Here is a 17,165-nt window from a genome sequence, read left to right as displayed (position 1 = left end):
TGCCAAGGAGTCAGCCGCCGAGGCGCCAAGGGGTCAGTTGGGGCCGAGGTACCACTCGTAGGGCGGGAAACCGCCCTCGTACTGCGCGCCCAGGGCCTCGCCGCGGGTCAGTTCGGCGAAGTCACCGACTTCCACCATGGCGGGTGGTTCGTAGACTTCTTCCTGCTGCATGAAGGGCCTCCCTTGCTTCTGCCGACGGCGCGGAACCCCACGCCGCTGCGGAAAATGCCCATGGCATTTCGGCGGTACGCCGGCCAGGGCGATGTCCCACCCAATGGAGTGAATTGCCTGCTGGCCGGGCGTCAGGGCCGCGCGGTCACCTCGCCTGCGGGGTCCGGGGCACTGTGCCTGCGGGGTCCGGGATGCTGTGTCGAGTGCACGTCCACAACACGAGCCCGAGACAGCTGAACGCGGCTCCCAGAGCACAGACGGCGCCCCAACCGGCCACTGCGTAGAGGGAGGTGGCGGCGATGGCGCCGGTGGCACTGCCGATCGAGTAGAAGACCATGTATCCGCCGATCAACCGGCTGCCTGCCTCCGGGTGCAGGGCGTAGATCAGCGTCTGGTTGGTGACATGGACGGCCTGCACGGCGAGGTCGAGAAGGATCACCCCGACGGCCAGGGCCCAGAGCGAGCTGCGGGTGAAGGCCAAGGGCAGCCACGAGGCGGCAAGCAGCGCGAGGGCGATGCCGGTGGTCCGCCGGGAGAGCCCGCGGTCGTTCAGTCGGCCCGCGACGGTCGCGGCCAGGGCGCCGACGACACCGATGAGGCCCAGCGCCCCGATCGCACTGTGGGACAGGAAGTACGGGGCCTCGCTGAGCGGCAGCGCGACGCTGCTCCACAGGGTGCTGAAGGCGGCGAAGATCAGCAGGCCGAACAGGGCCCGGAGCCGCAGCAGTCGCTCCCGTGCGAACAGGGTGACCGTGGAGCGCAGGAGTTGTCCGTAGCGCAGGGTGGTCGGCGGGGCGTCACCGTGATCGCCGCGGTCATTGGGGCGCGGCAGTACGCGGTAGAGGACCAGGGCGAGCAGAGCGGTGAGCGATGCCGAGGCGACGTAGACGGCCCGCCAGCCCGCGAGGTCGGCGACCAGGCCGGATGCGGTGCGGGCGAGCAGGATGCCGATGACCACGCCGCTGGTGACCAGGCCGACGACCCGCCCGCGCCCGTCGGCAGGTGCCAGCGATGCCGCGAAGGCCACCAGCGTCTGCGTGACGACCGCGAGCAGACCGACCGCGGCCATGCCCGCGAGCAGGATCGCCGCGCTATGGGCGAGTGCGACCACGGCCAGCGCCGCCACCAGGAGCAGCAACTGGGCCACGATGAGCCGCCGGCGGTCGACCACGTCGCCCAGCGGCACGAGCAGGAAGAGGCCGAGGCCATAGCCGACATGCGTGAGGGTGACCACGCTGCCGACGAGCGCCGGGCTCATCGCCAGGTCGTGCCCCATGGTCACCAGGAGCGGCTGGGAGAAATAGACGTTGGCCACCGCTGCCCCACAGGCAACGGCGAACAACATGACGACGCCACGGGACAGGACGGCCGCGGAGCCTCCCCCGCCCGGGGCCTCGGTCGGTCGTGTCACAGCCGCACAGTCGCCGGCCATCAGCGCTCCTCCACTCACTTGGTTTCAACTTGCCACTAAGAAAGGAAGGCGAAGATAACCCCTCCTGGTAGCATGTTGCAACCAGTACGGGAATGAGGAACGGGGAGACACCATGGTGACCAGGACCCGCTTCGACGACAGCGAATGCCCCGTCGCCCGGTCGGTGGACGCGATCGGCGACTGGTGGTCCCTGCTGATCGTGCGGGACGCCTTCGACGGAAGCCGACGCTTCGGGGAGTTCCAGCGCAGCCTCGGCGTGGCGAAGAACATCCTCACCGCGCGCCTGCGCAGCCTGGTCGCCGGCGGCGTCCTCGAATCCGTCCCCGCCTCGGACGGCAGCGCCTACCGCGAGTACGTACTGACCCCGAAGGGCAAGGCACTCTTCCCCGTCATCGTGGCCCTGCGGCAGTGGGGCGAACAGAACTTCTTCGCCCCCGGCGAACCGCACTCACAGTTGGTCGACCGCCGAGAGGGACAGGGTCTGCGCGAACTGGAAGTACTGTCCGCGGACGGCCGCCGCCTGAACCCCGACGACACCACCGTCCACAAGGTCACGCCCCAGTGAACTGAGCCGCAGGGCCTGCGCTTCCCGCTCGGAAGGACTTGGCGTACGCACGCGCCGGTGGGTGCCGATTCCAGCAGCCCCGCCAAAGGTCGGGGCCCATGCGGAGAACCTCACGCCTCCCACCCAGCGTCCCCACCAGGAACGGACAAGGAACAGCACAGGAACAGACAGAAGGCTCACCCCATGAAGCGCACGACACCGCACGACCGCACCGCGCCACCGACAGGCGTGAGCCCACAACGCGGTGTCACCGCCACGGCGTTCGTCGCCCTGCGGCGGCATCGGGGCACGCTGGCGAGTGCGACGGTGCGTGTCGTCGGTCTGTCCGGACTGGCCGGGCTGCTGATGACGGCCGCGATATTCGCTCTCGCCTGGCCCCTCTTCACCCACATGCGAAACGAAGTCGTCCGGTACCACCAGCTCGAGGACCCCTACCTGCACGACCACACCGACCTGACACTGGTCGCCCTCTGGACGCTCCCGCTCTTCCTGCTCCTGTTCGGCATGGGCAGCGCGGCCCTGCAGAGCGTGTGCTCCCGAGCCGTCGTCGCGGCGGAGGCCCAGGCCCCCTCCGCGACGGACGATCGGCCTCAGGGCGCGATCCGCGCGCGGCTGCGCCCGGTGCTCACCGTGTACGCGCTGCGCGGCCTGATCGTCTGGCCTCTGCCGGTGTTCGTCGCGGTCGTGGCGGACCGTCTCACCGGCCTCCATCTCGACACCGAGGACGAGGTGCTGAAACGCGGAACGTGGCCCCACACACTCGTCGAGACCTCCCCGGCGGTGGCCCTGTTCGCCGCCGTACTGCTGCGCCTGGGGCTCGCCCTCGCCCCGGCCGCCGCGGCAGCCGGCCTCGGCCCCCGCGCGGCCCTGCGCCGTTCCTGGTCTCTGGCATGGAGGCGCGCAGGAGTGGTCCGCGTCCTCGCCCTCACACTGCCGCTGGCCGCGCTCAGCGCCGGGGTGCTCCGGCTGGTGGTGCAACTCGCCCTGCCCCTGCGCCCCCTCATACGAGGCCTTCTCGAAGACGCCACGGGCAACTTCTTCGCCGCCTACTACGCAGGCATCCTCGCCCCCGTCATCGTCGGCATCCTGATCACCGCGGCCCTGACCCTGCCCATCACCTGCACCGCCTTCGCGGCCCTGTACGACCGCCTGCAGCCGCCACGTCCCACTCCCCGACGCACCGGGGACACGGCAGCATCCTCCGCCTGAATCCTGCCGCCCGCCGCGGGCCGCGGCCCTGTCCGGCCTCGGACCGCGGCGAGCGAACGGCCGCTCCTCGAACCGTCTATTGGCGCTCCCGCACTTCTCCAGCGTTCCGGGCCTCTTCCGCCCTGGCTTCGAGCCAGGCCGCGATGTCGTCGGGAAACCGGGTGGTTGCGTCGTGTCTGCCGGCGTCGACCTGATTGCGGGCCCACCCGTAGGCAGCGTCAGCCTGGAGGTGGAAGAGCATGGCGTCGTCCAGGACCGCATCGGTCACCGTGGCTCTCACCATGCGAGCCCATGAGAGGTCTGCTCGCGTGAGGTCGGCCTTGTTGAAGCTCGCGCGGTTCAGGGAGCATCCCCCGAGATTGGCGTCTCGAAGTCTGGCGTTCCGGAAGCTGCTGCGGTTGAGGGATGTGCCTGCGAGTTGGCAGTCCGACAGGTCAGCACCATCGAAGATGATCGAATCCAGGTCCAGGCTGTAGAGCTGGTACCCCCTGAGGTCGGTGTTGGAAAGGTCGATCGTCTTGTACAGCAGGACGCTCAGCCCGTTCCTGGGGTTTCTGCCGATCACCGTGATCGCGGCGTGAATATCGGCTCGGTGCACTGATTGCCCCTCGCCGCCCTCGGCAGTCGTTCTGGGGGACTGGGTCCGCACGAACGCGGCCAGGACTTCGGCCACAGTCCAGTGGTCCTTCTCGCTGTCACGCATGATGCGCCCGAGGCTGTAGATGCCGCCGAGCCGTTGGGTGATGTTGTCAGAAGCCAGCAGCTTGATCGCTTCCACGTACCGGTCGGTGACTTGGCCTTCACGGGTGAGCTCCGCTTGCTCACGATCCTTTGCTCGCGTGTGCTGGAAGAGCCGTTCGGTCTGTTTATGGCTCTGGTGCGTGTACCAGAGGCCGACCCCGGCGATGGCTCCGGCGGCCACTGCGATGAACGCTGTGCGGAGCCCGGTGATGATGATGCCCGCGGACGAGTAGAGGTTGCCCTCATCGTCTTTGATGTGGCCGCCTTCGATGAGCCACGGCACCCAGATGACGGCCGCGATGAAACCGAGTGCCCCGCCACCGATGGCCGCCCACTGCCAAGGCCTGAGCTTCTGCTGGGACTCATCCATGCCGGGCATGATGTCCGTCTGCAGCCGTCGGCATGCGGTGAACCCGCTTGTTCAGAGCTGGGGTTGAGGTTCAGCTCGACGGATTCACAGGAGAGGCGCTCACGCCCTGGAGGCCCCCGAGTGGCCCCGAGGGCCCGTCGGTCCCGTCACCAGGGAGCGTACTTCGTTCTCGACATACGCTCCGCCGAGTGCTGTACCCCTGACATGACCTCAATTCGCCTTACACGCCCGACACTTGAGGTGATCAAGGTGTTGTTGGCGTCCACCTCCAACGACCCGGCCTGGGGGCTGAAGATCTGTCAGGAGGCCGAGCTCGGCTCTGGAACCGTGTACCCGATCCTCGACCGGCTGGAGAGGCAGGGGTTGGTCGCAGGTTCCGTGGAGTCGGATCCGCACCCCGGCCGTCCCGCCCGGCGGTTCTACGAGCTCACGGGTGCCGGACGCACGTGGGCCTCGTCCGCACTTGCTGAACGGGCCGCCCGGTACGGTCGCCGTCCTGGCTTCGCAGGAGGTGGCACGTAGCCATGCCTTTGGTGGCACTGATCGCCGCGGTCTTTGTGGTGGGATTCGAGCAGATCGTGCAATGGCAGTTCGGCACGCCGGCGGTCGTAGGGGTCCTCCTCCTCACCATCGGCATCAAAGCGAAGTCGGACCAACTGGCCGATCTGCGGGTTCCACGAAGGGCGATGTCGTTGGCCGCAGCGCTCGCGGGGCGTCGGCGTCCGCATCTTCGCGCGGACTGGGCAGCCGTACTCGCCGGAGATCCTGAGTCCGGGCAGACCCTGTCGAGCTGGGCTCAGCTTCGGCTGTCGTTCGGTTTCCTCGGCGCCGCGATCCGCATGCGCCTGAGTGATCTGTGCGGCCCCTTGTGGGTTCCGGTGGAGTGGCTGTTGCGGGTGGAGCGCCGCACGAACACGGCGATTGCCCTGGTGGTCGGCGCTCAGTCGGTGTACATCGTCGGGGACGGCGGTCTACCGGCTCTCGTCACGGAGATCTGGGAGCCGTGCGCCATCCTCGGCGGCGCCCTGTATGTGTTGGCGCGGTGGTTGCGCCGGATCCGCGAGATCGAGCTGGCCGCGGCCCGCACGGATGACCCGCCCGGCGAGCAGTAGCCCACGGGTGGGGCGCGGTCCTGGCTCAGGCTTCGAAGTACGCCACGGTGACGATGGTGCGTCGGATGGTCATCGTGTAGATGATGCGGACGCTGGTGCCGGATGCCCGGTACTCCCACATGATCCCGCCGTTTTCGGTGCGGGTGCGGACGAAGCCGATGGTGGGGTCGGCGGCGATGGCGGCCAGGGCGCGGTCCACGGAGATCTCTTCGGCCGGCGTGAAGCGGCCGGCCTGTGCGACGGCGGTGGGGCCGAGGACGATGCGGGCTCCGGGCCTGCTGTGCTGGGGCGCCATGGCGCCTGATTATGCCGCGTGGTCGCTGACGTCGATGCCGTGTTTGGCGTAGAGGCCGACGCGGAGGTCTTCCCAGTCAGCGGTGGGCGTGCCGCCGTCACGGACGCTCAGCCAGTAGGCGGCGAGCTCGTCGTTGCCGGATTCGCGGGCGGCGTCGATGGTCTCGTCGAGGTCGACGAGCTCCTCGGTGGTCCACGGCTGGCTGCTCATGCCGCCCTCCCAGGCTGTGGAATCACGGGTGGAATCATGGGTGGAATCACGGGTGGTGATTCCCGGTTGGCATTCGGATGGTAGCGCGCCGGATATCCGGGGGATGTCACTCCTGCCGTTCTGGCAGGTCAGGCGCGTCTGTGCCTGAACCGACGTCCGTGTCCATGCCTGAATCGACGTCCGAATCGGCGCCTCGATCAACACAGCAAGTAGGAGACCCGACCCCCTCGGTGACCCGGCAGTCCCCCAGGTGGCGTCCCCCGGTTGACAGGCAGACGATGGAATGAAGGGGTCGGCTGGCGATGACGTCGGCCGTGGGTCACGCGGCGGCGACAACTGACTCCGGAACGTTGCACGGCCCGAACGGAGGAAGTCGTCATGATCGAGGTCAAGGCGGTCGAAAAGCCGGATGAGCGCCGCGATTTCCCCCGCGGCCACCTGGAAGCCGTACATCTCACCGGACTGGACTTCGCCGTGGGCAACTTCGAGCCCGGCTGGCGCTGGTCCGAGTCCGTGGCCCCGCTCGCGGGGACCGAGAGCTGCCAGATCCATCACAACGGCTATGTCGTCCAGGGGCGGATGCACATCCGCATGGACGACGGAGGCGAGGTCGAAGTCGGGCCGGGCGATGTCTTCGTGTGCTCGCCCGGACACGATGCCTGGGTGGTGGGTGAGGAACCGGTCGTGGTGTACGACTTCGCGGGTGGCATGGCACAGGAGTACGCGAAGGCGGCGCAGGGATAGCCGCGACGCATACAGGTCACTCCTGGGCTCGGGCCCGGGCGTCCAGCCCTGCTCCGCACCCGATATCCCGAACTCGACACCACACCCGATGGCCCGAACTCGCCTGCCTGCGTGAGGAATGCGTCGTACGGAATACGGCGTGAGAAATGCGGAGGCCATCCACCCTGATCAGGAGCAAGCTGACGGCAGGAGCGGCCGCGGCGAGCTCCCTCGGCCGCGGCCGACCCGCCTCGACCATGGGGCGGCAATGCGGGATCGAACATGCCTCCATGGGAGTCCGGGACCGGTGGCATCAGCGGCGATCAACCCATGCGGTTCGGTGCCACCGGCTCTACGCCCGCACGTCTTCCCAGAGCGGCGCCACTGACACAAGTTGAAACGGGAACTCCCCCCTCTTGCCTTCCGGCGGGAGGGGGCTGACTGTTGTGGCCGGTGTTCTCCTCGTGGCCGTTGAAGCATCAACTCCCACGCGAGGAAGGATTCTTCAACTCGTCCTAGGCATAGCCTGGTTACGTCAGTGAGAGGGGCCCGAGGCGATGCCAACGCACTCCAAGATCCTCGTCGTCGATGACCACGAGGACACGCTGTTCGCGCTGGAAAGCGCGCTGGCCCCCCTCGGCTACGAACTGGGGCGCGCGACCAACGGTGACGACGCCCTGCGGGAGCTCCTGCGGGGCAATGTCGGTCTCGTACTGCTGGATCTGCGCATGCCGGGCGTCGGCGGCCTGGACGTCGTGCGCTACATGCACCGCCTGGATCAGACGCGGTCGATCCCCATCGTCCTGCTGACCGGCTACAGCGTGAGCCGCGAGGTGTCAGCCGCGGCGTACCTGCTCGGGGTGGCCGACGTTGTTCTCAAGCCCATCGACCCGTTGACCCTGCGCACCAAGATTCGCTATCTCTTCGAGACGTATCAGCGGCTGCAAGCGATGCAGCGGGAACTCGAGGACTTACGGGCGCAGTTGAAGGACGGAGCCGCCTTCCGCACGAACAACACCCCTCTTGACCCGCAGTGCACCTCCGACCCACCCGGCCGCCACTAGGGGCGTGTTCCGGGCTGAGTGTCAGAAAGCGGCTGAGTGGCAGAAAGGGGCGGAAAGGCGGTACTGAATCCGTCGCCCTACGTCGCTTCACCGATCTCGTGCGGCTCCGACCGGGTGGCAGTGGGGGCGTCGAGGCCGTGGGATGCCGCCGCCCGCCCGTCGGAGGCCGCACAATCCAAGGGCGGCCTGCCCCCCACCGATTTCGGAGCTTCGTCATGCCCCAGTCCTCCACCGGTCCGACCGAAGCGAACACCTTCCTGGCCGTATGCGGTCACACGCATCTCTTCCCCGGCGCTCGCTGCCGCCTGCTGGGGCTCTCCGATCCCACGGCCTTTGCGGCAGAGCCGTGGCCGATCGACGTGGAACTGCGGCTTTCCGATGACGTGGTCACCGAGGCGCAGCTGCGCGCCGACTCGATGGGCCCCGTGCTCACCGTCTCGGCCTACACCACCGGCGCGGGCACGCCGATCGGCGGCCGCACTTGGCTGATCCGGGAGTTCGCCCAGTCGGGAGACGACATCGAGGTGACGATCGGTGGTCATGCCTCGGCCTGAGCTGTGGTCCGGGGAAGCGGCAGACCGCCCGCCCTGGCGGGGGTTTCGCGGTGTCGGCGTCAGCGTCGTCGTCGCTGGATGTCGTAGATCCGCACGGTGCGCCGTTCCTGATGGACGGCCATGAGCGCGGTGACCTGGGGCCGGATGAGCCGGCGGTGGATGCCGCCGTCGACGCCCCAGGGCTCAGTGGCCGCGACCGGGTCGTGTCTTCAAAGCAGTGCACGGTCAGTACGGCGGCACAGTGGCGCCCGCTGAGTCATTGCCCTACTCGTCGATCCAGACGATCCGTGTCCTGCCGCCGTGGCCGTGGATGGTTTCGACATCGTCCATGGATGCGTAGATGGCGGTCGAGGTCGTCTCGGTCAGCCATCGCAGGGCGACGGTGCCATCGGTGAACTCGATGCCTTCGACGATGACGCCGACGCCGGAAACGCCGGTCTCATCGATGTCGCGCACCATCATGAAGCGGCGGGGATGTTGGTCGGTCATACGGGCTCCTTGGCGGGCCGTGGCGGGCTCCTTCAGTACCGCGCCCTGTCACCAGCCAAGCCCCGGCGGCCAGCAGCAGCCCACCAGTCCGCCGACGGTGTTGAAAATGACGTCGCCGACATCGACGACCCGGCCGGCGTTCATGACGAACTGCACGGCCTCGATGCCGGCACTCAAGGCAGAGCAGCCCACCACGATCGTGAGAGCCGATGGGCGACGGGCCGCCGCGTAGGCGAAGAGGCCGAGGGGAGTCCCGGCGGGGCGTGGGCGCGGGCTGGTCACTGGCGCGCGAGCTGGAGTCGATGACCCTGCTCGACGTGTACGAGGCAGTGGAACCCGGCCCGCTGTTCGCGATGCACCGCACCACCCCGGACCAGGGATGCGTGGTGGGTTACGGTATCCAGCCGGCGATGCAGGGCATCTACGAGGGCATCGAGGAAACCCTGCGGCACGAGCTCGCCCGCGTCACGCTCGCGGACGTACTCCGGGACGTACTCGCGGCACCTCGCTAGCCACCCCGTTACGCCCCGGCATCACCAAGATCCCCATCCGCACCCACACCCGCATCCGCATTCGCTGTCGCCACACCCCCTCAACCCTTGCTCGACCCCAACCTCAGCCCTGCGATGAAGTGCCGCTGCAGGAGCAGGAAGACCAGCACCGTGGGCAGCGCCACCCGGACCGAGCCGGCGTGCCCTGCAGATAGCGCGTGATGTTCTGCTGGAACTCGCTGTGCCGCCCGGGCCGTCGCCGCGGGCCGTGAGCAGGGCCGGAAGAGTGACCGCTCCGGCTCCGGCGGCCGCACCGCACAGGACATTCCGCCGGGACATCCGATGTCCTGCCATGCTTCGAGACGTGGCAGGACCCATGAACGATGACTGCGCCATGCCCCCCTCCTCGGGGTGCAACCGAACACAACCGAACGCGAGGGTTGCGATACCACTACCAAGTGCCTTACCAGCCAAGGGTTTTGGCGTTCGGGTCCTAGAACCGTTGCGACCCTCTTCCAACAGAGTCGAACACGGCCTACCGTAAGCGCGCACCTCTGACACGTACGCAGTCCCCCAACTTCTGCGAGTACGGAGGAATGTAACGATGCGTCATACCTCACCCCTCACAACGCGTCGAAGAGTCGTCGGGTCGCTGGCCGCCGCACTGCTGTGTGCCGCAGGGCTCGCGGCGCCGGCGGCGGCCCGTGACGCGGGCGGTGCGGCCGAGAGGCCCTTCATGCCCTCCACCACCGAGCCGCAGACCGCCGAGTCGCAGACCACCAGGTCACAGGGCGCCGGGGCACAGGCCGCCGGGACACGCGCTCCCGACGCGAAGCTCCCCGACGGTCTCGCCCTCACCCCGCCCATGGGCTTCAACAACTGGAACTCCACGCATTGCAGGGCCGAGTTCGACGAGGCGATGGTCAAGGGAATCGCGGACATCTTCGTCGAGAAGGGCCTCAAGGACGCCGGCTATCAGTACGTCAATCTCGACGACTGCTGGGCACTGCCCCAGCGGGACGCCAACGGCAAACTGGTGCCCGACCCCAAGCGATTCCCCAACGGAATCAAGGCGGTTGCCGATTACGTGCACGCCAAGGGACTCAAGCTCGGCATCTACACCAGCGCCGGCACCAAGACCTGCAGCGACATCGGATTCCCCGGAGCACTCGGCCATGAGGTCAGCGACGCACGGCAGTTCGCCGACTGGGGCGTCGACTACCTCAAGTACGACAACTGCAACAACCAAGGCGTCGACGCCAAGAAGCGGTACATCGCCATGCGCGACGCGCTGAAGGCCACCGGCCGCCCCATCGTCTACAGCATCTGCGAGTGGGGAGAGAACAAGCCCTGGGAGTGGGCCGCCGACGTCGGCCATCTGTGGCGCACCACCGGCGACATCAGCGACAACTGGAGCTCGATGCTGTCGATCATGAAGCAGAACCTGCCGCTCGCCGAGCACGCGGGTCCGGGCCGCTGGAACGACCCGGACATGCTCGAGGTGGGCAATGGCGGCATGACCGACACCGAGTACCGCACGCACTTCTCGATGTGGTCGATCATGGCAGCCCCGCTGCTCATCGGCTCCGACCTGCGCAAGGCCACCCCCGAGACCTTCGAGATCATCGGCAACAAGGAAGTCATCGCCGTCGACCAGGACCCGCTGGGCAAGCAGGGCAAGGTGCTCTCCTCCCAGGACGGCCGCTGGGTCGTCGCCAAGGAGATGAAGGACGGCAGCCGCACGGTCGCGCTCTTCAACGAGACGGGCAGCGCCCAGTCGATCGCCACGTCGGCCAAGGCCGTCGGGCTCCCGGAGGCCGACGGGTACACGCTGCGCGACCTGTGGCAGCACAAGAGCTACAACACGGCGGGCGCGATCGCGGCGACCGTCCCCGCGCACGGCACCGTGCTGCTGCGCGTCGCGGCGGACGGCAAGTGGGCCAAGAACCCTTCGGCGGTCGAACTCGGCCTGGACGGAGCGCCGTTGGTGGAGGCCGGCAAGCCGGAGAAGCTGACGTCGAAGGTCACCAATCTCGGCCGCACCCCCGCGCGGAAGGTGTCCGTCACCTTCACCGGCCCCTCCGGCTGGCGCATCAAGGCGACCTCGCCCTCGACCGCGAGCTCCTTGCGTACGGGCACGTCGCTGCGTACGTCGTGGTCGGTGAGCGCACCGCAGGGCGCGACCCCGGGAGCGTACGACCTGACGCTCAAGACCAGCTACCGCTCCCCCGGCGGCACCCGCGCCCAGAGCGTGCTGCCGCTGACGGCCCATGTCGTCGTGGCGCCGCCCGCGGGCAACTCGGCGGTCAGTGACCTGCCGTGGATGTCGGCGGTCAATGGCTGGGGCCCTGTCGAGAAGGACACCAGCAACGGCGAGAGCGCGGCGGGCGACGGCAATCCGCTCACCATCGGCGGGGTCGTCCACGCCAAGGGGCTCGGGGTGCACGCCGCGGGCTCCGTCGAGTACTACACCGGCGCCTCCTGCGAGAAGGTCAGCGCGAAGGTGGGCGTCGACGACGAGAAGGACCCGAAGGGAACGGTCACCTTCGAGATCTGGGCGGACGGCAAGAAGGCCGCATCGACCGGCGTCCTCACCAACGCCGATGCGGCGAAGAGCCTTTCGGCGGACGTGAGCGGCGCCCAGATCGTGCGCCTGGTCGTCACGGACGGCGGTGACGGCAGGGACTCCGACCACGCGGACTGGGCGGAGCCGGTGCTCAGCTGCTGAATCCGACACATCGTCAACCGCGGGCCGGGCTGGTGCACTTCAGCCCGGCCCGCACTCGGACGAACCGGCGGGCGGCAGCCCCAGGGACGGTCAGCTGCCCACAGCGGGGTGCAGGTCCACGGCCCTGTCCTCCTGGCTGAGCGCGGCTGCCGCGGCCCCCACGAGACCCGCGTCCGTCCCCATCAAGGCCGGGCCCACGGTCAGATGGCGTACGAACGAGAGCGTGGCGTAGTCCCGCAGGGACCGGCGCAGCGGGTCGAAGAGGACATTGCCCGCCTTCGCCACCCCGCCGCCGATCACGGCGATGTCGATCTCGACGAGCGTGGCCGTGGCGGCGATGCCCGCGGCGAGCGCCTGGGCCGCCCGCTCGAAGGAGGCGACGGCGACCGGGTTCCCGGCCCGTGCGGCGACGGCCACCGCGGCGGCGGACGTGTCGCCGTCGGCGCCCGGCCGCCAGCCGCCCTCCAGGGCGCGCCGTGCGATGTTGGGCCCGCTCGCTATGCGCTCCACGCACCCGCGCGCGCCGCACGGGCAGGGGTCGCCGTCCAGATCGACGCTGATGTGACCGATGTGGCCCGCGTTGCCGGTGGGGCCGGGGTGCAGCTTGCCGCCGAGGATCAGTCCGCCGCCGACGCCGGTGGACACCACCATGCACAGCGCGTTGTCGTGGCCGCGGGCCGCGCCCTGCCAGTGCTCGGCCGCCGTCATCGCGACGCCGTCGCCGACCAGCTCGACCGGCAGTCCGCCGGTGGCCGCGCGCACCCGCTCGACCAGCGGGTAGCCGCGCCACCCGGGGACGTTGACGGGGCTGACCGTGCCCGCGGAGGCGTCCACGGGGCCCGCGCTGCCGATGCCGACCGCGCGCGCCCTGCCCCACAGCGGGGAGTGCGTGAGCTCGCCGACGACCTCTTCGACCGCCCGCATCACGGTGTCGCCGTCCTCGCGCGCGGGCGTGGGCCGCTGGGCACGCAGCAGGATCCGGCCGCGGCCGTCCACCAGGGCGCCGGCGATCTTGGTGCCGCCGATGTCGAGTGCGGCGACGAGGTCCGTGTGCATCAGTGTCAGATCTCCTGGTGAAAGGGCAGGCCGCTCCCCCGGTGAAAGGGCAGGCCGGAGAATGCGATGGACAGTCTCTCTTGCATCTGACAACGTTGTCCAGGTTCTATGCTCGACGCCACATCACTTACGCACCTCTTCAGCTCACCATCGTCGACGACAGGACAGCGCACCGTGGCCGAGACCGCCAGCCGACCCGAGCGACCCGAACCCCGCTACGGCAACCGTCCGACCATGAAAGACGTCGCCGCACGCGCCGGAGTCGGCCTCAAGACGGTCTCCCGCGTCGTGAACGGCGAGGCGGGTGTCACCCCCGACACCGAGCGCCGCGTCCAGGAGGCCATCGACGCCCTGGGCTTTCGCCGCAACGACAGCGCGCGGGTGCTGCGCAAGGGCCGCACGGCCAGCATCGGCCTGGTCCTCGAAGACCTCGCCGACCCCTTCTACGGCCCGCTCAGCCGCGCCGTGGAGGAAGTGGCCCGCGCCCACGGCGCGCTGCTCATCAACGGCTCGAGCGCCGAAGACCCCGACCGCGAGCAGGAGTTGGTGCTCGCGCTGTGCGCGCGCCGGGTCGACGGCCTGGTCGTCATCCCCGCCGGTGACGACCACCGCTATCTGGAGCCGGAGATCGCCGCCGGGGTCGCCACCGTCTTCGTCGACCGCCCCGCCGGGAAGATCGACGCCGATGTCGTGCTCTCCGACAGCTTCGGCGGCGCCCGCGACGGCGTCGCCCACCTCATCGCCCACGGCCACCGCCGCATCGGCTTCATCGGCGACCAGCCGCGCATCCACACCGCCATAGAGCGCCTGCGCGGCTACCGCGCGGCCATGGAGGACGCGGGCATCCCCGTCCAGGAGGAGTGGATGTCCCTGGGCATCACCTCGCCGGACCGCGTGGGACCGGCCACCCGGGCGATGCTGAGCGGCCCCGACCCCGTCACGGCGATCTTCGCGGGCAACAACCGTGTGACGGTGACGGTCGTGCGGGTCCTCGCCGGGCACTCCCACCCCGTGGCCCTCGTCGGCTTCGACGACATCGAGCTTGCGGACCTGCTGCAGCCGGGGGTGACCGTCGTCGCCCAGGACGCGGCGCAGCTGGGCCGCACCGCCGCGGAGCGCCTGTTCCGTCAGCTGGACGGCGCCTCCGACGCCCCTGAGCGCATCGAGCTCCCGACGCGGCTGATCAAGCGCGGATCGGGCGAACTGCCGCCCGCGGGCTGACAGTTGGCGGTACGCCCGAAGGCACCGCTGCCCCGCTCCTGTGACGCCACTTTTCGTGGCTCACAGACTACGGGGCAGGGGTGACAGGGCGAGCCGGGAGTTACTTGCCGTGCGGCGTGAGGTCCCCGCGGCGCGGGCCGGAGAAGCTCTGCAGGCGGGCCAGCGTCAGGCCGGTGAGCCGGGTGACCTCGCCGACGTCCAGGGCGCCGCAGTCCAGGCCGCGCAGCAGGTAGCCGGCGAGCGCCTTGGCCGAGGCCGGCTCGTCCGCCACGTCGCCGCCCTCACGGTGGGCCGCGTAGGCGGACAGGCGCGCGGCGGCCTGCTCGAAGCCCTCGCGGTAGAAGGCGAACACGGCGGCGTAGCGGGTGGGGATGTGGCCGGGGTGCATGTCCCAGCCCTGGTAGTAGGCGCGGGCCAGGGCGCGGCGCGTGAGGCCGTAGTGCAGGCGCCAGGCGTCGTGGACCTTCTCGGTGGTGCCGATGGGCAGGACGTTGGTGGAGCCGTCCGAGACGCGGACGCCGGTGCCCGCAGCGGCGACCTGCATGATCGCCTTGGCGTGGTCGGCGGCCGGGTGGTCGCTGGTCTGGTAGGCGGCGCTGACGCCGAGGCAGGCGCTGTAGTCGAACGTGCCGTAGTGCAGGCCGGTGGCGCGGCCCTCGGCGGCGCCGATCATGCGGGCCACGGTGGCGGTGCCGTCGGCGGCCAGGATGGACTGACTGGTCTCGATCTGGATCTCGAAGCCGATCCGGCCCGCCTCCAGGCCACGCGCCTTCTCGAACTCCTCCAGGAGGCGCACCATCGCGGTGACCTGCTCGGGGTAGGTCACCTTGGGCAGCGTAAGGACCAGGCCGTCGGGCAGGCCGCCGGCCTCCATGAGGCCGGACAGGAAGATGTCGAGGGTGCGGATGGCGCGGTCGCGCACGTTCTCCTCGAAGCACTTCATGCGGATGCCCATGTACGGGGCGGCTGTGCCGTTCTTGTAGGCCTCGGAGATCAGGCGGGCCGCGCGGGCGGCGTCCTGGTCCTCGTCCGCGCCCTTGTAGCCGTCCTCGAAGTCGATGCGCAGGTCCTCGACGGGCTCGCGCTCCAGCTTGGCGCGTACGCGGTCGTAGACGGGCGCGGCGAGGTCGTCGGCCAGACCGAGGACGGACGCGAAGGTGGCGGCGTCCGGAGCGTGCTGGTCGAGGGACTTCAGAGCCTGGTCGCCCCACGTACGAATGGTGTCGGCACCGAAGAGCTCACCGGGGACGTACACGGTGTGGACCGGCTGGCGGGTGCCCGGGTCTCCGGGATAGCGGCGCTCCAGCTCCGCGTCCACCGGGGCGAGGGAAGCGCTGATGCCCTCGCTGACCGCGCCCGCGAGACTCGTTGCCACCTTCTCTTGCTGACCCATTCCTGCACCCTCCACACGCTCAGGACCACACACTCAGGACCACTCAGGACTGCCAGAACTTCCGCTTCACGGAATCAACAATCCGCATGCCGAAGTTATCCGGCGACCTTCCCGCTGGTCAACACCCTCTCGTCTGCCGGACCGCGTCCGTTCACCCGTGTCTCAGATCCTGCTTCCGCACTCGCCCGCCCGCACCTCATCCTGACCCTCACCCCTTGAAGGAGACCGCGTGCCGAACGACACCCGAGTTTCGCGCCGCCTGGGCCTGCAGACCGCGCTCGCCGCGGTGGCGGTGCCCTTGTTCACCACCGCACTGGCCGCCTCCCCCGCGCACGGGGTTGAGCGCGCGGGGCGCCGACTGGAGGTCATGTCGTTCAACCTCCGCTACGCGAGCACCACGCCGCCCAACACCTGGGCCGACCGGCGCCCGGTGACCCGGGAACTGCTGCGTCGCGCGCGCCCTCATGTCATCGGCACCCAAGAAGGCCTCTACCAGCAGGTGCGGGACATCGCCGAGGACCTGGGCCCGCACTACGACTGGATCAGCACCGGCCGGGCGGGCGGCAGCCGCGACGAGTTCATGAGCGTCTTCTACGACACCCGCAGACTCGCGCCGATCGCGTACGACCACTACTGGCTCTCCGACACCCCCGACGTCATCGGATCGAACACGTGGGGCGGCGGCTCCATCCGCATGGTCACCTGGGTCCGCTTCCACGACCTGCGCACGGACAGCGAGCTGTACGTCCTCAACACCCACCTGGACAACGCGAGTCAGTACGCACGCGCGCGTGCCGCGAGTTTGATTTCCGAACGGATCGCGGCCCTCGACCCGTCCCTGCCGCTCCTGGTCACCGGTGACTTCAATGTCGCGGCCCACAAGAACCCGGTCTACGACACGCTGCTGGGCGCCGGTCTCGTCGACACCTGGGACGCGGCGGCCGAGCGCAGCAAGGCGTACGCCACCTTCCACGGCTACAAGCCGCTGAAGCCCGACGGCGACCGGATCGACTGGATCCTGGCGACGCCCGCGGTGCGGGTCCACTCGGCGGCCATCAACACCTTCTCGCTGGGCGGGCAGTTCCCTAGCGACCATCTGCCGGTGCAGGCGAGTCTGACCCTGTGACGCGCCGAGGCCCTCACCCCGCGGCTGCGGGGTGAGGGCCTCGTACGTCGATGAGCTCAGCCCTTGCGGGTGTTGACCTCTTCGGTGAGCTGGGGGACGACGTCGAAGAGGTCGCCGACCACGCCGTAGTCGACCAGGTCGAAGATCGGGGCCTCGGCGTCCTTGTTGATCGCCACGATCGTCTTGGAGGTCTGCATGCCCGCCCGGTGCTGGAT

At 69.2% G+C, this 17,165-nt stretch carries 19 protein-coding genes and 3 pseudogenes; 11 read left to right on the top strand and 11 right to left on the bottom strand.

Annotated elements, in window-relative coordinates; genetic code table 11:
• Positions 1-33 precede the first annotated feature (33 nt).
• Together ACZ6ZP_RS11855 and ACZ6ZP_RS11850 are read right to left on the bottom strand one after the other, a co-directional pair.
• Positions 34-171, bottom strand: a complete 138-nt coding sequence (locus tag ACZ6ZP_RS11855) for a lasso RiPP family leader peptide-containing protein (protein ID WP_351157869.1) — start codon at positions 169-171, stop codon at positions 34-36.
• A gap of 145 nt (positions 172-316) precedes the next feature.
• Positions 317-1,603 carry an MFS transporter gene (locus tag ACZ6ZP_RS11850; RefSeq protein WP_399981671.1) on the bottom strand — a complete coding sequence of 429 codons (1,287 nt, stop codon included), beginning with the start codon at positions 1,601-1,603 and terminating at the stop codon, positions 317-319.
• Between the two features lie 112 nt (positions 1,604-1,715).
• On the opposite strand from ACZ6ZP_RS11850, the gene ACZ6ZP_RS11845 reads away from it, so the two are divergent.
• The gene (locus ACZ6ZP_RS11845; protein ID WP_351157871.1) at positions 1,716-2,168 is read left to right on the top strand and encodes a winged helix-turn-helix transcriptional regulator; all 453 of its coding nucleotides are present in this window, start codon (positions 1,716-1,718) and stop codon (positions 2,166-2,168) included.
• 183 nt (positions 2,169-2,351) lie between these two features.
• Positions 2,352-3,377 carry a hypothetical protein gene (locus ACZ6ZP_RS11840; RefSeq protein ID WP_469406591.1) on the top strand — a complete coding sequence of 342 codons (1,026 nt, stop codon included), beginning with the start codon at positions 2,352-2,354 and terminating at the stop codon, positions 3,375-3,377.
• A gap of 76 nt (positions 3,378-3,453) precedes the next feature.
• Here ACZ6ZP_RS11840 and ACZ6ZP_RS11835 read toward each other — a convergent pair whose 3' ends face one another.
• Entirely contained in the window at positions 3,454-4,488 is a 1,035-nt protein-coding gene (locus ACZ6ZP_RS11835) for a pentapeptide repeat-containing protein (protein WP_361471213.1), read from the bottom strand.
• A gap of 204 nt (positions 4,489-4,692) precedes the next feature.
• On the opposite strand from ACZ6ZP_RS11835, the gene ACZ6ZP_RS11830 reads away from it, so the two are divergent.
• Together ACZ6ZP_RS11830 and ACZ6ZP_RS11825 are read left to right on the top strand one after the other, a co-directional pair.
• The gene (locus ACZ6ZP_RS11830; protein ID WP_351157877.1) at positions 4,693-5,010 is read left to right on the top strand and encodes a PadR family transcriptional regulator; all 318 of its coding nucleotides are present in this window, start codon (positions 4,693-4,695) and stop codon (positions 5,008-5,010) included.
• Positions 5,011-5,012: 2 nt separating this feature from the next.
• On the top strand, positions 5,013-5,600 hold the full coding sequence (locus ACZ6ZP_RS11825) for a hypothetical protein (RefSeq protein WP_351158054.1): 588 nt from the start codon (positions 5,013-5,015) through the stop codon (positions 5,598-5,600).
• 25 nt (positions 5,601-5,625) lie between these two features.
• Here ACZ6ZP_RS11825 and ACZ6ZP_RS11820 read toward each other — a convergent pair whose 3' ends face one another.
• Positions 5,626-5,895, bottom strand: a complete 270-nt coding sequence (locus ACZ6ZP_RS11820) for a hypothetical protein (protein ID WP_351157880.1) — start codon at positions 5,893-5,895, stop codon at positions 5,626-5,628.
• Between the two features lie 9 nt (positions 5,896-5,904).
• Positions 5,905-6,105 (bottom strand): hypothetical protein, encoded by a 201-nt coding sequence (locus tag ACZ6ZP_RS11815; protein ID WP_361471216.1) that lies wholly within the window; start codon positions 6,103-6,105, stop codon positions 5,905-5,907.
• Between the two features lie 378 nt (positions 6,106-6,483).
• Here ACZ6ZP_RS11815 and ACZ6ZP_RS11810 point away from each other — a divergent pair, with 378 nt between their 5' ends.
• From ACZ6ZP_RS11810 to ACZ6ZP_RS11800, 3 genes are all read left to right on the top strand, one after another.
• Entirely contained in the window at positions 6,484-6,849 is a 366-nt protein-coding gene (locus ACZ6ZP_RS11810) for a cupin domain-containing protein (RefSeq protein WP_351157884.1), read from the top strand.
• Positions 6,850-7,385: 536 nt separating this feature from the next.
• Positions 7,386-7,892, top strand: a complete 507-nt coding sequence (locus ACZ6ZP_RS11805; RefSeq protein ID WP_351157886.1) for a response regulator — start codon at positions 7,386-7,388, stop codon at positions 7,890-7,892.
• A gap of 215 nt (positions 7,893-8,107) precedes the next feature.
• The gene (locus ACZ6ZP_RS11800) at positions 8,108-8,446 is read left to right on the top strand and encodes a hypothetical protein (RefSeq protein ID WP_351157889.1); all 339 of its coding nucleotides are present in this window, start codon (positions 8,108-8,110) and stop codon (positions 8,444-8,446) included.
• Between the two features lie 264 nt (positions 8,447-8,710).
• On the opposite strand, the gene ACZ6ZP_RS11795 is transcribed toward ACZ6ZP_RS11800, so the two are convergent.
• Complete coding sequence (locus ACZ6ZP_RS11795) at positions 8,711-8,935, bottom strand: hypothetical protein (protein WP_351157891.1); 225 nt, start codon at positions 8,933-8,935, stop codon at positions 8,711-8,713.
• A 48-nt stretch (positions 8,936-8,983) separates the two neighbouring features.
• Complete coding sequence (locus ACZ6ZP_RS11790) at positions 8,984-9,127, bottom strand: VanZ family protein (RefSeq protein ID WP_469407233.1); 144 nt, start codon at positions 9,125-9,127, stop codon at positions 8,984-8,986.
• A gap of 38 nt (positions 9,128-9,165) precedes the next feature.
• Between ACZ6ZP_RS11790 and ACZ6ZP_RS11785 the strand changes: the two are divergent.
• A pseudogene (locus ACZ6ZP_RS11785) lies at positions 9,166-9,447 on the top strand (Rrf2 family transcriptional regulator); the annotation flags it as partial.
• 80 nt (positions 9,448-9,527) lie between these two features.
• Here the strand turns inward: ACZ6ZP_RS11785 and ACZ6ZP_RS11780 are convergent.
• Positions 9,528-9,626, bottom strand: a pseudogene (locus tag ACZ6ZP_RS11780) (carbohydrate ABC transporter permease); the annotation flags it as partial.
• 404 nt (positions 9,627-10,030) lie between these two features.
• Here ACZ6ZP_RS11780 and ACZ6ZP_RS11775 point away from each other — a divergent pair.
• On the top strand, positions 10,031-12,154 hold the full coding sequence (locus ACZ6ZP_RS11775; RefSeq protein WP_469406586.1) for an NPCBM/NEW2 domain-containing protein: 2,124 nt from the start codon (positions 10,031-10,033) through the stop codon (positions 12,152-12,154).
• 90 nt (positions 12,155-12,244) lie between these two features.
• Here ACZ6ZP_RS11775 and ACZ6ZP_RS11770 read toward each other — a convergent pair whose 3' ends face one another.
• Complete coding sequence (locus ACZ6ZP_RS11770; protein WP_361471226.1) at positions 12,245-13,210, bottom strand: ROK family protein; 966 nt, start codon at positions 13,208-13,210, stop codon at positions 12,245-12,247.
• Between the two features lie 234 nt (positions 13,211-13,444).
• On the opposite strand from ACZ6ZP_RS11770, the gene ACZ6ZP_RS11765 reads away from it, so the two are divergent.
• Complete coding sequence (locus tag ACZ6ZP_RS11765; RefSeq protein ID WP_351157899.1) at positions 13,445-14,431, top strand: LacI family DNA-binding transcriptional regulator; 987 nt, start codon at positions 13,445-13,447, stop codon at positions 14,429-14,431.
• A 100-nt stretch (positions 14,432-14,531) separates the two neighbouring features.
• Here ACZ6ZP_RS11765 and ACZ6ZP_RS11760 read toward each other — a convergent pair whose 3' ends face one another.
• Positions 14,532-15,824 (bottom strand): DUF6986 family protein, encoded by a 1,293-nt coding sequence (locus ACZ6ZP_RS11760; protein WP_469406583.1) that lies wholly within the window; start codon positions 15,822-15,824, stop codon positions 14,532-14,534.
• Between the two features lie 229 nt (positions 15,825-16,053).
• On the opposite strand from ACZ6ZP_RS11760, the gene ACZ6ZP_RS11755 reads away from it, so the two are divergent.
• Complete coding sequence (locus ACZ6ZP_RS11755; RefSeq protein WP_469406581.1) at positions 16,054-16,950, top strand: endonuclease/exonuclease/phosphatase family protein; 897 nt, start codon at positions 16,054-16,056, stop codon at positions 16,948-16,950.
• A 56-nt stretch (positions 16,951-17,006) separates the two neighbouring features.
• Here the strand turns inward: ACZ6ZP_RS11755 and ACZ6ZP_RS11750 are convergent.
• Positions 17,007-17,165 (bottom strand): annotated as a pseudogene (locus tag ACZ6ZP_RS11750) (electron transfer flavoprotein subunit alpha/FixB family protein); the annotation flags it as partial.

It is taken from the genome of Streptomyces sp. NPDC054047 (assembly GCF_055585065.1).
Note: the sequence above shows the minus strand (reverse complement) of the source record. Positions and strands in the feature narration are given on the sequence as shown.

Bases quoted from the DNA above. Each gene is read 5' to 3' on its own strand.
- ACZ6ZP_RS11855 (WP_351157869.1), bottom strand. From the start codon at position 171: ATGCAGCAGGAAGAAGTCTACGAACCACCCGCCATGGTGGAAGTCGGT.
- ACZ6ZP_RS11850 (WP_399981671.1), bottom strand. From the start codon at position 1,603: ATGGCCGGCGACTGTGCGGCTGTGACACGACCGACCGAGGCCCCGGGC.
- ACZ6ZP_RS11845 (WP_351157871.1), top strand. From the start codon at position 1,716: ATGGTGACCAGGACCCGCTTCGACGACAGCGAATGCCCCGTCGCCCGG.
- ACZ6ZP_RS11840 (WP_469406591.1), top strand. From the start codon at position 2,352: ATGAAGCGCACGACACCGCACGACCGCACCGCGCCACCGACAGGCGTG.
- ACZ6ZP_RS11835 (WP_361471213.1), bottom strand. From the start codon at position 4,488: ATGGATGAGTCCCAGCAGAAGCTCAGGCCTTGGCAGTGGGCGGCCATC.
- ACZ6ZP_RS11830 (WP_351157877.1), top strand. From the start codon at position 4,693: ATGACCTCAATTCGCCTTACACGCCCGACACTTGAGGTGATCAAGGTG.
- ACZ6ZP_RS11825 (WP_351158054.1), top strand. From the start codon at position 5,013: ATGCCTTTGGTGGCACTGATCGCCGCGGTCTTTGTGGTGGGATTCGAG.
- ACZ6ZP_RS11820 (WP_351157880.1), bottom strand. From the start codon at position 5,895: ATGGCGCCCCAGCACAGCAGGCCCGGAGCCCGCATCGTCCTCGGCCCC.
- ACZ6ZP_RS11815 (WP_361471216.1), bottom strand. From the start codon at position 6,105: ATGAGCAGCCAGCCGTGGACCACCGAGGAGCTCGTCGACCTCGACGAG.
- ACZ6ZP_RS11810 (WP_351157884.1), top strand. From the start codon at position 6,484: ATGATCGAGGTCAAGGCGGTCGAAAAGCCGGATGAGCGCCGCGATTTC.
- ACZ6ZP_RS11805 (WP_351157886.1), top strand. From the start codon at position 7,386: ATGCCAACGCACTCCAAGATCCTCGTCGTCGATGACCACGAGGACACG.
- ACZ6ZP_RS11800 (WP_351157889.1), top strand. From the start codon at position 8,108: ATGCCCCAGTCCTCCACCGGTCCGACCGAAGCGAACACCTTCCTGGCC.
- ACZ6ZP_RS11795 (WP_351157891.1), bottom strand. From the start codon at position 8,935: ATGACCGACCAACATCCCCGCCGCTTCATGATGGTGCGCGACATCGAT.
- ACZ6ZP_RS11775 (WP_469406586.1), top strand. From the start codon at position 10,031: ATGCGTCATACCTCACCCCTCACAACGCGTCGAAGAGTCGTCGGGTCG.
- ACZ6ZP_RS11770 (WP_361471226.1), bottom strand. From the start codon at position 13,210: ATGCACACGGACCTCGTCGCCGCACTCGACATCGGCGGCACCAAGATC.
- ACZ6ZP_RS11765 (WP_351157899.1), top strand. From the start codon at position 13,445: ATGAAAGACGTCGCCGCACGCGCCGGAGTCGGCCTCAAGACGGTCTCC.
- ACZ6ZP_RS11760 (WP_469406583.1), bottom strand. From the start codon at position 15,824: ATGGGTCAGCAAGAGAAGGTGGCAACGAGTCTCGCGGGCGCGGTCAGC.